The sequence below is a fragment of the Cobetia sp. genome (genome assembly GCF_983723665.1).
The window spans coordinates 5447-19285 of sequence record NZ_CFDJES010000028.1 but is presented as its reverse complement, the minus strand read 5'-3'; the positions used below and the strand labels follow the sequence as shown (position 1 = coordinate 19285).

General features: G+C 64.2%; 13 protein-coding genes. 12 read left to right on the top strand and 1 reads right to left on the bottom strand.

What is annotated here, in order from left to right; genetic code table 11:
- The coding region (locus AC4FAH_RS04790; RefSeq protein WP_490245722.1) for a M90 family metallopeptidase at positions 1-868 on the top strand (868 nt) is incomplete at its 5' end.
- Between the two features lie 213 nt (positions 869-1081).
- Here the strand turns inward: AC4FAH_RS04790 and AC4FAH_RS04785 are convergent.
- Positions 1082-2005: a LysR family transcriptional regulator gene (locus AC4FAH_RS04785; RefSeq protein WP_153636487.1), complete on the bottom strand. Its 924-nt coding sequence runs from the start codon at positions 2003-2005 to the stop codon at positions 1082-1084.
- A gap of 200 nt (positions 2006-2205) precedes the next feature.
- Between AC4FAH_RS04785 and AC4FAH_RS04780 the strand changes: the two genes are divergently transcribed.
- The 11 genes from AC4FAH_RS04780 to AC4FAH_RS04730 form a co-directional block, all read left to right on the top strand.
- Positions 2206-3438, top strand: a complete 1233-nt coding sequence (locus AC4FAH_RS04780) for a TauD/TfdA family dioxygenase (protein WP_242007692.1) — start codon at positions 2206-2208, stop codon at positions 3436-3438.
- A 131-nt stretch (positions 3439-3569) separates the two neighbouring features.
- Positions 3570-4772 (top strand): GGDEF domain-containing protein, encoded by a 1203-nt coding sequence (locus AC4FAH_RS04775; protein ID WP_490245721.1) that lies wholly within the window; start codon positions 3570-3572, stop codon positions 4770-4772.
- Between the two features lie 171 nt (positions 4773-4943).
- Positions 4944-5501: a lipocalin family protein gene (locus tag AC4FAH_RS04770; RefSeq protein ID WP_279831983.1), complete on the top strand. Its 558-nt coding sequence runs from the start codon at positions 4944-4946 to the stop codon at positions 5499-5501.
- A 287-nt stretch (positions 5502-5788) separates the two neighbouring features.
- Complete coding sequence (locus AC4FAH_RS04765; protein WP_153636490.1) at positions 5789-6607, top strand: DUF1338 domain-containing protein; 819 nt, start codon at positions 5789-5791, stop codon at positions 6605-6607.
- Positions 6604-7626 (top strand): succinylglutamate desuccinylase, encoded by a 1023-nt coding sequence (locus tag AC4FAH_RS04760; RefSeq protein ID WP_490245720.1) that lies wholly within the window; start codon positions 6604-6606, stop codon positions 7624-7626. The genes AC4FAH_RS04765 and AC4FAH_RS04760 overlap by 4 nt, the downstream gene beginning before the upstream one ends.
- Before the next feature lie 588 nt (positions 7627-8214).
- Positions 8215-9009 (top strand): ABC transporter ATP-binding protein, encoded by a 795-nt coding sequence (locus AC4FAH_RS04755; RefSeq protein WP_172978744.1) that lies wholly within the window; start codon positions 8215-8217, stop codon positions 9007-9009.
- Positions 9010-9184: 175 nt separating this feature from the next.
- Positions 9185-10009 carry a transporter substrate-binding domain-containing protein gene (locus AC4FAH_RS04750; RefSeq protein WP_153636492.1) on the top strand — a complete coding sequence of 275 codons (825 nt, stop codon included), beginning with the start codon at positions 9185-9187 and terminating at the stop codon, positions 10007-10009.
- A gap of 41 nt (positions 10010-10050) precedes the next feature.
- Complete coding sequence (locus AC4FAH_RS04745; protein ID WP_043334396.1) at positions 10051-10767, top strand: ABC transporter permease; 717 nt, start codon at positions 10051-10053, stop codon at positions 10765-10767.
- 41 nt (positions 10768-10808) lie between these two features.
- Positions 10809-11561, top strand: a complete 753-nt coding sequence (locus AC4FAH_RS04740; RefSeq protein ID WP_153636976.1) for an ABC transporter permease — start codon at positions 10809-10811, stop codon at positions 11559-11561.
- Positions 11562-11810: 249 nt separating this feature from the next.
- The gene (locus AC4FAH_RS04735; protein ID WP_153636493.1) at positions 11811-12575 is read left to right on the top strand and encodes a transporter substrate-binding domain-containing protein; all 765 of its coding nucleotides are present in this window, start codon (positions 11811-11813) and stop codon (positions 12573-12575) included.
- 285 nt (positions 12576-12860) lie between these two features.
- A partial coding sequence (locus AC4FAH_RS04730) for an efflux RND transporter periplasmic adaptor subunit (protein ID WP_490245719.1) occupies positions 12861-13839 on the top strand: 979 nt, incomplete at its 3' end.

Below are 13839 nucleotides of genomic sequence, written 5' to 3'. Positions count from 1 at the left end.
GGCAGCCGTCAGGACTGAGCCGATGACGCACTGGTGGCAACGGCTGTGGCAGCGCCCCGCTCGCCACGGCCGTGACAGCTCAGCTCCCGACGCCGGCACTGTCTCGGCCGCATCCCCCGCTGGCGAGACAGCGCAGAATGACGCGTGGCAGGCAGTCCGCGAGCGCCTGCCGATTCTCGATGGGCTCGACGCCGAGGCACTGGCGCGTCTTGAACGGCGCGCCCGCCATCAGCTGAGCGACTGGAGGCTGACCAGCGCCGAGCCGCTCGCACAGGTCGAGGCACTGGCACTGGCCGCTCAGGCGATGCTGCTGCTCAACGGCTGGGCGCATGCCGAACGCTGGCAGGACGCCGGCGCTCGCGTGCACGAGATCATGCTGCCGCTGCAGGCCATCCGCCGTGAGGTGGAAGAGATGGATGACGCCGGTGTGGTGCATGTCTTCGAGGACACCCGCGCCGGCGAGACCTGGTACCAAGGGCCGGTGGTGGTCACCCAACAGGACCTGGCCGCCAGCGGTGACTGGAGCGGCTTCAACGTGGTGATCCATGAATTCGCCCACAAGCTCGACATGGCCAACGCCACCGATGCCGATGGCTTTCCGCCCCTGCCGCGCCATATCAGCGCGGCGGAGTGGCACGCCACCTTCACTGCCGTGTGGGATGACCTGAGCGCGCGCCTGTCACGCGGTGAGCCGACGCCCATCGATGACTACGCCGCCAGCCACCCCGCCGAATGCTTCGCCGTCTGCTGCGAGTATTTCTTCAGCGCACCGGATGAGCTAAATGCGGCCTATCCGGCGCTGTATGCCCTGCTGGAACGCTTCTTCCAGCAGTCGCCATTGGCGCGCTGCCCGCCGCCTTCCGACTGACCGCGCCTGACAGACCTGACCACACGCCTGGCAGATCTGACCACACGCTTGGCAGACAAGCCGCCAGCAAGGCGAGGAAATCGCGATAGAGAAGAGATAGCGGTCGCTTACCGCGCCGGGCATCGCCTCAAGCTAACGGTATATCGTTCGAAGGCGCATCAGTAGACACGCCGACTCGCTCAGCAGAGGTCGCAAAAGCCACCTCTGCATCGCTCACTGTGGCTCCGCCAACAGATAATCCCAGACACGCTGTGCGGTGGGCCGCATCGGGCGCTGATTGGAGCGCACCAGCCAGAAGTTCTGCTCGGCGGGGATCGTCAGCGCGAAGACCTGCTCCAGCCCGCCGTTGCCGGACGCCAGCCATTGCCGGAAATGGCCTTCATGCACCAGCGCCACCCCCATGCCGAGACGCGCCATTTCCAGCGTCATCACCTGGGTATCACAGCTGATGGTGGAGGTCGTCTTCTCCAGCCCCAGTTGATCTGCCGCCACCAGCCAGCGCCGCCAGCCCACCGCAAAGCCTGCGGCATGCAGCAGCGTCATGCCGGCCAGGTCCGCCGCCGTGGTCAGCTGCGCGCTCAGCGCCGGACTCGCCACGACGGCCATTCTCTCCTGCCCTGCCCCGACCTGGATCGCCTCCACCTGCGGCCAGTCGCCCTGACCGTAGCGCAGCTCGATATCCACCTGCTCGCCATCGAAGTCGCTCTGCCAGAAGGCACTGACCAGACGCAGCGCGATCTCGGGCTGATCACGGTGGAAGTTCGCCAGCCGCGGCAACAGCCAGGCCTGCTGGCTCATCGGGGTCGCCCGCAGGCTGACCGGCGCGGCGCGCGAGGGGCCGAAGACTTCCAGCGTGCCTTCCTGCAGGCGCTGGAAGCCATCCTGCAGCGCTGGCAACCAGGCCTGACCGGCCGGCGTCAGATTGAGGCTGCGGGCGTGACGCACGAACAATGGCTGGCCAAGGCGGTCCTCCAGCTGGCGAATCCGCTGGCTAATGGCCGACTGGGTGACACTGAGCTCCTCGGCGGCACGCGTGAAGCTCATCAGGCGCGCAGCGGCTTCGAAGGCCTGCAACCAGGCCAGCGGCGGCAGGGGGCGCGGCAAGGCATCCGGCGTCGTGGGGGAAGGTTCGTGCATGGCTATCTCGCATCAGAGCATGAAGGTCAATCGGCACACATTAGCTCAGCTAAGTCATGGCCGTCATATTTCGCGTTGGCCAGCCGTGATGACGAGGGGGACAATGGCCTCATTCTCGGGTCACGGCTCAGCCATACGACCCAGCCACGCGACACGCGTCGGCTCACCTGCTACTGCACACACGACATAGGACGGCGCCCATGGAGACTCTCATCGCATCTGCCCCTGACACCCAAGGCACTGAAGCGTCACAGGCACGCCATCAGTGGGACATGAAGGAATACCTGCCCCATCACGAGGGCGCGCCGCTGGTGAAGGCAGACCACGACGAGACCCTGGCGTCACTGGCATGGGCCAGCGGTGAGCAGACCCGACTGCCGCTGATCTGGCTGCGCGACCACTGCGCCTGCGATCTCTGCCGTCATCCGCAGACCTTCGAGCGCACCTTCATGCTGATGGACGACGCGGCCCTGACGGTGCACCAGATGCGTGTCGAGCAGGGCAATCTCGTCGTCGTCTGGCAGGACGGCCACACCAGCCGCTTCGATGCCGGCTGGTTGCTGCAACGTCGTCCGAGTGATGCGCCGCCGGCCACGCCGGTCCCCGCAAGCCAGGCCTGGCAGCAGGGCCATGAACCTCATGTCACCGCCTTTGCCGATTACATGGCCGGTGGACAGGCGCGCCTGGGCTGGCTGGAAGCGCTGTGCCGCGACGGCTTCGCGATTCTGGATGCCGGCCCGACGGCAGGCGGCGAGATCGACCAGGTGGCCGCGACCATCGGCCCGATCCGCGCGACCAACTTCGGTGGCCGTTTCGAGGTCTTCTCCAAGCAGGCGCCCAACAACGCCGCCTACACGCCGATCGCACTGGAACTGCACACCGACCTGCCCAACTGGCGTCAGCCGCCGGACATCCAGATGCTCTACTGCCTGGCCAATGAGGCCGAAGGTGGTGACTCCATCTTCGGAGACGGCATGGCGGTCGCAGAGGCCCTGCGCGAGCGGGACCCGCAGGCCTTCAGGCTGCTGGCCGAGACCCCGGTGGACTTCCGCTTTGCCGACGAGACCACCGACCTGGTGGTGCGCGAGCCGGTGATCCATCTGGATGCCAACGACAAGGTCATCGAGGTGCGCTTCAACAACTGGATCCGCGACAGCCTGCGCCTGCCGCTGGAACAGATGCAGGCCTGGTACAGCGCCTATCGCCAGTACTGGAGCATCCTGCGGGAACCGGCCTTCCGCCTGCATCTCAAGCTGGAAGCCGGCCAGATGGTGGCCTTCGACAACCGCCGCGTGATGCACGGACGCAAGTCCTTCGACCCGACGACCGGCCGCCGCCACCTGCAGGGCTGCTATGTGGATTACGACATGGTGGAATCCGCGCTGCGCGTCACGGCGCGCCAGCTGGCCGGTGCCAACCTCACTCAGTCGTGAGCACGAAAGCTCTCATGCCGCGGAGTACTTGAAATAGCGTTGAACCGCACGCAAAGGTTGCGGCGGTTCCTCCAGGGCATACCACGCAAGGCAGTGGCATCCTGAGAGTCTGGCAACTCAGGTATCGCCCCATGAATCCCATGACACTCTGCTTTGCGGATGACACCCTGGAACGACGTTATCGGCGTCGACAGATCGAGACCTCACACAAGCTCAGCCGGATCACCATCCCGCTGAGCTGTCTGCTGTTCGCGTCCTATGGGCTGATCGAGCTCAGTCTGCTGGAGCACTACGAGCCCTACCTGCTGCTGCGCACCAGCGTTCTGATCGGCGTGTTGGGCCTGTTCCTGCTGTCACGCCTCCCGCGTTTCCGACACCACGTCAACGGCATCCTGTGCCTGGCCTCGCTGGTGGCAGCGCTGGGGACGCTGGCGATGTTCCATGTGGGGGACGGTCACGCCGGAGAGCACCTGGTGGAGAGCCACGCCGCCGGACAGCATGAGGACGAGCATGGTGACTTCCCGGTCTACTTCGTCAACCTGATCACCGTGGTCTTCTGGACCTACACCCTGCTGGGACTGCAGTTCGTCTATGCCATGGCCTGCGGACTGCTGATATGGATGGGCTGCACCGTCAGCTGCGCGTTGATGCATCAAGGCTCCGATGTCCTGGTGGAAGCCAACGAGGCTTTCTTCATGATGGCCGTCAACCTGCTGGCGGGCATGAGCGCCTACTCGCGCGAGCGCCAGAGCCGACAACTCTTCCTGCATGAATGCCATATCACCGGCGAGCGGGACGATCTGCGCGACCACGCGATGTGCGACTCGCTCACCGGGCTGCTCAACCGGCGCGCCCTGCTGACACGCCTCGACCAGATACTCGACATCCAGACTCCCGGCACGGTGCAGGCCGCGCTGTTCATCGACCTCGATGGCTTCAAGCCCGTCAATGACCGCCACGGCCATGCCATCGGCGATGAAGTGCTGCGCATCACCGGCGAGCGCCTGGGCAACACCCTGCGCGGCAACGATATCGTCGGCCGCCTGGGAGGCGATGAATTTCTGGTACTGATCAGCCGTGAAGGCAACGGCCGCAAGGGCCCGGAGCAGCTGGCGGAGCGTCTGATCGACGCCATCAGCCGTCCCATCACGCTGGAAGTGGATGGCGAGCCGCTGATCATCGCCGTCAGCGCCAGCATCGGCATCAGCCTGTTCCCCTTCTCGGGCGCCACGCCGGAAACGGTCATCGCGCGCGCCGACAGCGCCATGTACGAGGCCAAGCAACGCGGTCGGGGCGTCGTCGTCACCGGCAATCCGCTCCGCCTGGTACTGTGACGATCGACGCTCGGCGCCTCGAGTATGTCGCCGCGCCACCCTCCCTCTTGAGACAGCGGCAGACGCCCCAATGAGACAAGGATGCCGTTTCGTCCTTTTCCTCATGACCCGCATCACGCCAGAACGCCCCACGACTCATCAATGGGGCGTCCTGGCGCATGGAGCCTGCCAATGACACGCCTGCCGCATCTTGCCTTCTCTCTAATCGGTCTCGGTCTCCTCGGCGGCTGCGCCGGAGTCCCGTCCGGCACCCAGCCCGTCGAGGATTTCGAGCTCGAACGTTACTACGGTGAATGGCACGAGATCGCCCGCCTGCCCAACAGCTTCGAGGAGGGCCTGAGCTGCGTCAGCGCCGATTACTCGCCCCGCGAGGACGGCGGCGTGCGCGTCATCAATCGCGGCTACAACGCCGAGCAAGGGCAATGGAGCCAGGCCGAAGGTCGTGCCTACTTCACTCAGGGCAGCGAGACGGCGGCCCTCAAGGTCAGCTTCTTCGGCCCCTTCTATGGCGGTTACAACGTGCTGGCGCTGGATGACGACTATCAGTGGTCGCTGGTGGCCGGCGCCGATCGCGACTACCTGTGGATACTGGCGCGTGAGCCGCAGCTGGATGACGACACCTATCAGGCGCTGGTCGAGCAGGCCGCCGAGCTCGGCTTCGCGACCGACGCGCTGATCAAGGTCGAACAGGGCGATGCCTGCCCCTCTCCTGATGACACTGAACGCTGACACCGATAGCTGACACCGAACCCGGTCCCAAGATCCAAGGCCTGACACCAAGGCCTGACACCAAGGTCTAAACCGGCGCGTGACGTTTATATGGTGCGGACAGCCGCTTTCATCCAACCGACCTCGCATCTTGTCACGCGCGCGTGGCTCGCCAATGGTGAGCTGACAATCTTCCGGGGTAGCGCCTCGCCGAGTGCGCTGCCCTGATGCCAATCGTTTGATGCTGTCGCCCAGTGCCAGTGACGCCTCGCTGCACTGGGCAACTCAGTTCAGAGGGAGCCCGTGCCATGGATATCCAGCAGTTCTTCAGCGCCCTGTGGGATGACTACGTCGCCATGACGCCCCAGGCCCAAAAGATCCAGGATGCCTTCATCGCTGACGGCGAGACCATCGTCAACGACCACGTCGCCTTCCGCACCTTCGATCGCGGGCCGATCACCCTGAGCGCGCTGGAACCTCACCTGCTGGCGCTGGGCTATACCCGCTTCGCGCCCTATGATTTCCGCGAGAAGAAGCTGCGCGCCTTCGGCTATCTGCCGCCGTCACCCGACATGCCGCGTGTCTTCCTCTCCGAGCTGAAATGCCATGAGTTGTCCGAGCGCGCCCAGGCGATCATCGATGGCCTGGTCAGCCAGATCTCGCCGGATGCCGCCATCCAGCCCTCCGTGCTGTGGTCAGGCCGCCTGTGGAAAGCGCCCAGCTTCGAGCAGTATCAGCGCCTGATGGAAGAGAGCGAGTATGCGGCCTGGCTGTCGATCATCGGCCTGCGCGCCAACCACTTCACCATCAGCGTCAACGCGCTCAGCCATCACGACACTCTCGACAAGGTGCTGACGCGCGTCGAGTCGCTGGGCCTTGGCATCAATCCGGCCGGAGGGCGCATCAAGGGCTCGCCCGAGGTGCTGCTGGAGCAGGCCTCCACCCTCGCCGACCGCCAGACCTTCACCTTCGCCGGTGGCGAGGAGCATGAGATCTCCACCTGCTACTACGAATTCGCGCGCCGCTACCCCGATGCCGATGGCGAGCTGTATCAGGGCTTCGTGGCGGCCAGCGCCGACAAGATCTTCGAATCCACCAATGTTCGCCAGGAGCCGACTGCCTCGTGATTGCCGACTGGCTAGACCTGACACTCGAAGGCCACGCCAGCGCCCGTGGCATGGGCCGTATTCCCGGCGGTCGCTATGAGATCGTCGCACCCGGCGTGCTGGAGATCACCCCCGACGTCACGGGGCCCAAGGCGCGCCCGTGCGTGATCTCCGCCGGTATCCACGGCAACGAGACCGCCCCCATCGAGCTGCTCGGTGAGCTGATCGCGGGCCTGGAGAGCGGCCACCTGATCGTCGGGGCGCCGCTGTTGCTGATTCTGGGCAACCTGCCTGCCATCCGCAGTGGCGAGCGCTTCATCACCACCAATCTCAATCGGCTGTTCAAGCGCGCCGAGGCCAGCGTCACGGGCAACGACTGTCCATCCGATGATGAGCCGGCGCGCGCGCGTCAGCTGATGGCGGCCGTGGACACCTTCTATGCTCGCTTCCCGCTGGCCGAGGGCACGCGCCGCCTGCACTACGACATGCACACCGCCATCCGCGACAGCCTCTATCCGCGCTTCGCGGTGGTGCCCTTCAGTGATGGCGACGCCATCAGCGCATCGCAGTGGCCGATATTGAGCGCCGCCGGCATCCAGGCCGTGCTGCACCAGCATCAGCACAGCTGGACCTTCTCGCACTATTCGCGCCACTACCATGATGCCGACGCCTTCACGCTGGAGCTGGGTCAGGTTCGCCCGTTCGGCGCCAACGACATGGCAGCACTCGCACCGATGAAAGCCCTGCTCGCGGCGCTGGCGACCGGCACGGCACCCGCCGAAGCAGACCCTGAGGCCATCGACTACTTCACGGTGGAAGTGGAACTGATGCGTCAGTCAGCCGACTTCACGCTGTGCTTCAGCGAGGATGTCGCCAACTTCACCGCCTTCGCCCCCGGCAGCGTGGTGGCCGAAGACGCCGCTGCTGGCTCCTGCATCATCGGCGATACGCCACTGCGGGTGGTCTTCCCCAACGCGAAGGTGGAGATAGGCGCCCGCGCCGCCCTGCTGCTGGCCGAGAGCTCGACACCGACAGACTGAGTCACCAGACACTGAACAGACCGGCACTGAGCCACAAGCGCCGGCGTTCTGCCCGTCCATCCCCCTCAGGGCGCAGCACGACGCCGGCGCGATTGCACTGACGAAAGCCTTACTACAACGACAACAGGCGACCTTGATCATGAAGACTCCTCCCCCACGGCCGGACGGCATCCGCGTGCGTCTCTGCAGGCTCCACCAAAGTCGTAACATTCCTCCACGCCAGATAGCGGTGAACCCTGCGTCGAGCTGGTAGAATCGGCCCCCTTTCCCGTCCACGACATGCAAGCACAGGCATTTTTCGCCTGTTGTAGACGGTCACTGGCAGCGAGAACGACGATCAATCGGACTGATCGTGAGGAACTGGCCATGCCCCTGACGGCATTCTCCGCCACTCCTCCCGTGCCACGCCTTGCCGCCTCATCACGTCTGCGTCGCGCACGTCAGCGAGCGAGAGTGAAAAGCAGTGCCAGGCAGCCGTGCCATGTCGGCAACGAACCTGTATCCCGAGCCCGACCGCCCCGCGGCGGACTCGTGGCGTGTCATTGCCCCCAGGGCTGGCAACGTCCGGATTGGAGTAACTGCATGACCATGAGATCTTCCGTGGCCGAGAGCCCGAGCAGCGACGCGCTGCCTCTCGAGGTCCGCAACATCACCAAGTCCTTCGGCACCAATCAGGTGCTCAAGGGCTTGTCACTGCAAGCACGCAAGGGCGATGTCATCACCCTGATCGGCGCGTCCGGTTCCGGCAAGAGCACCTTTCTGCGCTGCATGAACCTGCTGGAGCAGCCGGACGGCGGCGACATCTTCGTGCATGGCGAGCAGATCGGCTTCAAGGAAAGCCGCCGTGGCCGCGAACCGATGGACTGGCGTCAGGTCGAGCGCATGCGCGCGCGCCTGTCGATGGTGTTCCAGGGCTTCAATCTGTGGTCGCACATGACGCTGCTGGAAAATGTCATCGAGGCGCCGATCCACGTGCTCGGCAAGCCGAAGAAGGAAGCCATCGCCCACGCACGCAGTCTGCTGGACCGCGTCGGCCTGCTCGAGCGCGCCGACTACTATCCGGCGCAGATGTCCGGTGGCCAGCAGCAGCGCGGCGCCATCGCACGCGCACTGGCGATGGAGCCGGAGGTAATGCTGTTCGACGAGCCGACCTCGGCCCTCGACCCGGAACTGGTCGGTGACGTGCTCAAGGTCATGCGTGACCTGGCCGAGGAAGGCCGCACCATGGTGGTGGTGACCCACGAGATGAGCTTCGCGCGTGATGTCTCGAGCCAGGTGGTCTACCTGCACCAGGGGCTGGTCGAGGAAGCCGGCAAGCCGGAAGACGTGCTGGGCAATCCCCAGTCGGAGCGCCTCAAGCAGTTCCTGGCGCCCAAGTACTGACAAAGCGCCCTGATCACCAGTACTGATGAATGGTCCTTGGCCCATCGCTGAGCCTACCGCTCGGCCTGTGGCACATCCCGGCACGGTGATCCCGTGACCGGCACATGATTCAGCACCGCGAGCGCCACGCCAACGGCAAGCCTCGAGGTGTCCAAGACTTCAGGAATGACAAGTAATGAAACAGTTCGCGACACGTGCCCTGCTGGGTCTCACCCTCGGCCTCTCCACCTTCGCCATCGCCACCAGCGCCGCCCAGGCGGCCGATGTGCCGGACCCGCTGCGCCTGGGCATCGACGTGCCCTACGCGCCCTTCGGCTACAAGCTGCCCAGCGGTGAGCTGACCGGTTTCGAGATCGAACTGGGCAACGCCATCTGCGCCCAGCTCGCCACTCACTGCGAATGGACCGAGCAGGACTTCGACGGCATCATCCCGGGCCTGATGGCGCGCAAGTACGACGTCATCATGTCGGCGCTGACCATCAATCCGGAGCGTGAGCGTCAGGTGCTGTTCTCCGAGCCCTACTTCACTCCGCCGTCCGGCTGGTTCGTCAAGGCGGACAGCCCGCTGGCGGGCGCGGATACCCTCGATGCCGAGGCGCTCGCGGGCAAGGTGATCGGGGTGCAGCGCGGCAACCTGCAGGATCACTACGTCACCGACCTCTACGGCCGCACGGCAGAAGTGCGCCGCTACACCAAGCTCGATGACCTGGTGCTGGACATGGACAGCGGCCGCGTCGATGTCGCCTTCCTGGACCTGCCGGTCGGTCAGGACACCCTGGTCAATGCCAACGACGGCAACTTCGTCAACACCGGCAGCGCCATCAGCGAGCCGAAGAAGTACTTCGGCGACGGCTTCGGCATCGCCATGAAGAAGCGCGACCGCAACCTCAAGAAGGCCATCGATGGTGCCCTGGAAGCACTCAAGGCCGATGGCACGCTCAAGCGTCTCAACGACAAGTACTTCGCCAGCGCCGCCACTGCGTCCGACAACCACCAGTAAGCCGCTGAACGGGTTATTCGGCGCTTCACGGGAGATTTCCCATGATTGACCTACAAGGCTACGGGCCCAGCCTGCTGGAAGGTGCCTGGGTCACGGTGCAGCTGGCCGTGCTGGCCCAGCTGCTGGCCATCGCGCTGGGGCTATTGACGGCGACGGCCAAGATGTCGCGCTCCACGCCTCTGCGCTGGCTCGCGACGCTCTACACCACCATCATCCGCGGCGTGCCCGACATCGTGCTGATGCTGCTGCTGTTCTTCGGTGGCCAGATCGGCATCAACATGGTCACCGACTGGCTGTACGACAGCTACGACATCGACGTCTTCGTCAATGTCGATGAGTTCACTGCCGGCGTCGTCACCATCGGCTTCATCTTCGGTGCCTACATGGGCGAGACCTTCCGTGGCGCCTTCATGGCGGTGGATGCCGGGCAGATCGAGGCCGGGCGTGCCTATGGCATGAACGACTGGAAGGTCTTCAAGCGCATTCGCTTCCCACTGATGATGCGCCACGCCCTGCCGGGGCTGGGCAACAACTGGATGGTACTGCTCAAGACCACCGCCCTGGTGTCGGTGATCGGGCTGGTCGACATGGTGCGTGTCGCCAGTGAGGCCGCCAAGGCGACCCACGAGCCCTTCACCTTCCTGTTGCCGGTCGCGGCGGGCTATCTGCTGATCGCCACCGTGTCCGAATGGGGGCTGGCACGTCTCAAGAAGCGCTATAACGCCGGATTCGGGGAGGCCAGCGCATGGAACAACTGAACGATGCAGGCCCCTCAGGCGTCATCGCCCAGCTGGGTCAGATGCTCGAGGATGCGCTGAGCGACAACTACATCTTCACCGCGACCACCCTGTGGCACTACTGGGAAGGGCTGGTCACCACCGTGCAGCTGGTGTGCCTGGCGCTGCTCATCGGCCTGATACTGGCCGTGCCGCTGGCGATCCTGCGCGGCTCGCGTCGTCGCTGGGTGAAGATGCCGGTCTATCTCTACACCTATGTCTTCCGCGGCACGCCGCTGCTGATCCAGCTCTATCTGATCTATTACGGCGTGGTGTTCTTCGACGGTTTCGACATCTCGCTGGGCGTGACCAGTGTGCATATGCCCAGCATCCAGGAGACCTGGCTGTGGGATTACTTCCGTGATCCCTTCGTGCCGGCGCTGCTGGCCTTCGTGCTCAATACCGCGGCCTACACCACCGAGATCTTCCACGGTGCCATCCAGTCGACCCCCAAGGGCGAGATGGAGGCAGCGCGTGCCTACGGCATGTCACGTGGCAAGATGATGCGTCGCATCATTCTGCCCAGTGCCTTCCGCCGGGCGCTGCCGGCCTACGGCAATGAAGTCATCTTCATGCTGCATGCCAGTGCCATCTGCAGCGTGGTGACGCTTCTGGACCTCACCGGCGCCGCGCGTGACATCTACGCACGCTTCTACGCGCCCTTCGAGGCATTCCTGTTCGTCGCCGCCATCTACCTGTGTCTGACCTTCACCATCATTGCCATATTCCGGCAACTGGAGAAACGCCTGCTGGCACACTTGAAACCGTTAAGCTGAACGTCAAAAGCGCCCTTTGGAGGGCGCTTTTTTTATATCAGGATATAACGGCAGGAATTCATCTCGTTTAACGACCGTTTGAATTTGTCCATTGACCCTCTTCACCACAGCCTCGGTCTGGGCTAGTGTGGAGCCACTGGCATGACACGCCCCCTTATGTCCGCGGCTCAGACGGCTGGTGTTCAGGAGGGAGTGTCTGATGCCACTGATCAGCCAGTATGACCAACAACAATGATGGATGGGACTGACATGAAGAAGCTTCTGGGAATCTCCCTGCTGGGTGCAGCATTGATGGCCGGTGGCGCTCAGGCGGCCGAATCGCTGCGCATCGGCGTCGACGTGCCCTACGAGCCGATGGAATACAAGACGCCCGACGGTGAGCTGACGGGTTTCGATATCGAACTGGGCAATGCCATCTGCGCGAAGATCAACCGCGACTGCGAGTGGGTCATCCAGGCGTGGGACGGCATCATTCCCGGCCTGATGGCGCGCAAGTACGACGCCATCATGTCCTCGATGACCATCAATGAGGAACGCCGCGAGAAGGTGCTGTTCTCCGACACCTACATCACCCCGCCGTCCGCCTGGTTCGCCCCGTCCGACAGCGAGCTGAGCGCCACCTCCCAGGAAGCCCTGGCTGACAAGGCCATCGGCGTGCAGCGCGGCACCCTGCAGGACAACTACGTCACCGATCTCTACGGCAAGAATGCCGAGGTCAAGCGCTACACCACCGCCGATGACCTGGTGCTGGACATGGAAGCGGGTCGCCTCGACATCGCCTTCCTCGACTTCCCGGTCGGCAAGTCCACCCTGATCGACGGCGGCAACGGCAACTACAAGGCCGTCGGTGAAGTGGTCACCGAGCCCAAGAAGTACTTCGGCGACGGCTTCGGTATCGCCATGCGCAAGCGTGACAAGGACCTGGCCGAGCAGATCAACGGCGCCCTGGCCGAGCTGAAGGCCGATGGCACCTACGACACCATCCACACCAAGTACTTCGGCGAGAAGCAGTAAGGTCTCCTCAAGCGGCATGCCAGCCATGCCGTGATGCCTGTGCCGAGATGCCTGCACAGTGAGTTGAGCGGCAGCAGACGCAAGTGACATGTACGACAACAAGCCCCGCTGGCATTCGCCGCGGGGCTTTTGCGTTGACCCTTGCTCAAGCGCAGCAGTCAGCCAGCGCGCCATCTGCACAATTGGTGCATATTCAGAATCAAAGCGGTGTGCTCCAAGGGGCTTATCCGTCGCAGGCCGGCTCTCTAGGATGCCGAGCCAACTATCCTGCAACGGAAAATTCCCATGTCGAGACTGAACTTACGTCCGGCGCGCCTTTCTCGTATCGCTTCTTCCCTGCTACTGACCCTTGGCGGCCTTCTGGCGCTCAGTGCCTGCAGCGAGGGCAACAGTGAAGAAAACGGCAACGCGCAACAGACTCCCCCGACGATGGAAGTCGTCGCCGCCCAGTCGCAGCCGGTCGCGGCCTGGCACACCTACACCACACGTCTGGAATCTCCCCAGCGCGTGCAACTGCGCCCACGCGTGAGCGGCGAAGTCGAAGAAGTGCTGTTCACCGAAGGCAGTCAGGTAAGCGCCGGCACGCCGCTGGTGCGCCTTGATCAACGCCCCTTCAAGGCCGAGGTACAGCGTCTGGAAGCGGAAGTCGCACGCATCAAGGCCGAACTGGCCAATGCCCGCAGCGAGTCCGGTCGCGCCGCCAGTCTGGTCAAGCGCCACCTGATCTCGCGCGAGGAAGCCGATTCGCGCAGCACTACCGCCACCGGCTTGAATGCACAGCTCAAGGGCGCCATCGCCCAGCTCGAGCGTGCCCGTCTGGATCTGGACTACGCCACCATCCGCGCCCCGATCGATGGTCGCCTGTCCAATGCGCGCATCACGCGTGGCAACACCGTGCAGGCTGGCCAGAGCGTGCTGACCACGCTGGTCGAGACCCGCCAGCTGGACGCCTATATCGATATCAGCGAGCTGACCTGGAACCAGGACTTCGCGAACGTCAGCGCCGATGACCACCTGCCGGTCGAACTGCAGCTGGCCGGTCAGCAGGATTTCCCCTTCCACGGTGAGCTCGACTTCATCGACAACAGCGTCGATATCGATACCGGCACCCTGCGGATCGGCACCACCTTCAGCGCCGATGATGCCGCCCTGCGTCCGGGCGCCTTTGCACGCCTGCGTCTCGCCTCGCCCGAGATCCGTGATGCCGTGCTGATTCCGGAACGCGCCATCGGCACCGATCTGGACCGTCAGTTCGTGCTGGTGG

Excerpts from the sequence above, each read along its gene's own strand:
- AC4FAH_RS04735 (WP_153636493.1), top strand. The coding sequence starts at position 11,811 with ATGAAGAAGCTTCTGGGAATCTCCCTGCTGGGTGCAGCATTGATGGCC.
- AC4FAH_RS04755 (WP_172978744.1), top strand. The coding sequence starts at position 8,215 with ATGAGATCTTCCGTGGCCGAGAGCCCGAGCAGCGACGCGCTGCCTCTC.
- AC4FAH_RS04770 (WP_279831983.1), top strand. The coding sequence starts at position 4,944 with ATGACACGCCTGCCGCATCTTGCCTTCTCTCTAATCGGTCTCGGTCTC.
- AC4FAH_RS04780 (WP_242007692.1), top strand. The coding sequence starts at position 2,206 with ATGGAGACTCTCATCGCATCTGCCCCTGACACCCAAGGCACTGAAGCG.
- AC4FAH_RS04775 (WP_490245721.1), top strand. The coding sequence starts at position 3,570 with ATGAATCCCATGACACTCTGCTTTGCGGATGACACCCTGGAACGACGT.
- AC4FAH_RS04750 (WP_153636492.1), top strand. The coding sequence starts at position 9,185 with ATGAAACAGTTCGCGACACGTGCCCTGCTGGGTCTCACCCTCGGCCTC.
- AC4FAH_RS04765 (WP_153636490.1), top strand. The coding sequence starts at position 5,789 with ATGGATATCCAGCAGTTCTTCAGCGCCCTGTGGGATGACTACGTCGCC.
- AC4FAH_RS04745 (WP_043334396.1), top strand. The coding sequence starts at position 10,051 with ATGATTGACCTACAAGGCTACGGGCCCAGCCTGCTGGAAGGTGCCTGG.
- AC4FAH_RS04785 (WP_153636487.1), bottom strand. The coding sequence starts at position 2,005 with ATGCACGAACCTTCCCCCACGACGCCGGATGCCTTGCCGCGCCCCCTG.
- AC4FAH_RS04740 (WP_153636976.1), top strand. The coding sequence starts at position 10,809 with ATGCTCGAGGATGCGCTGAGCGACAACTACATCTTCACCGCGACCACC.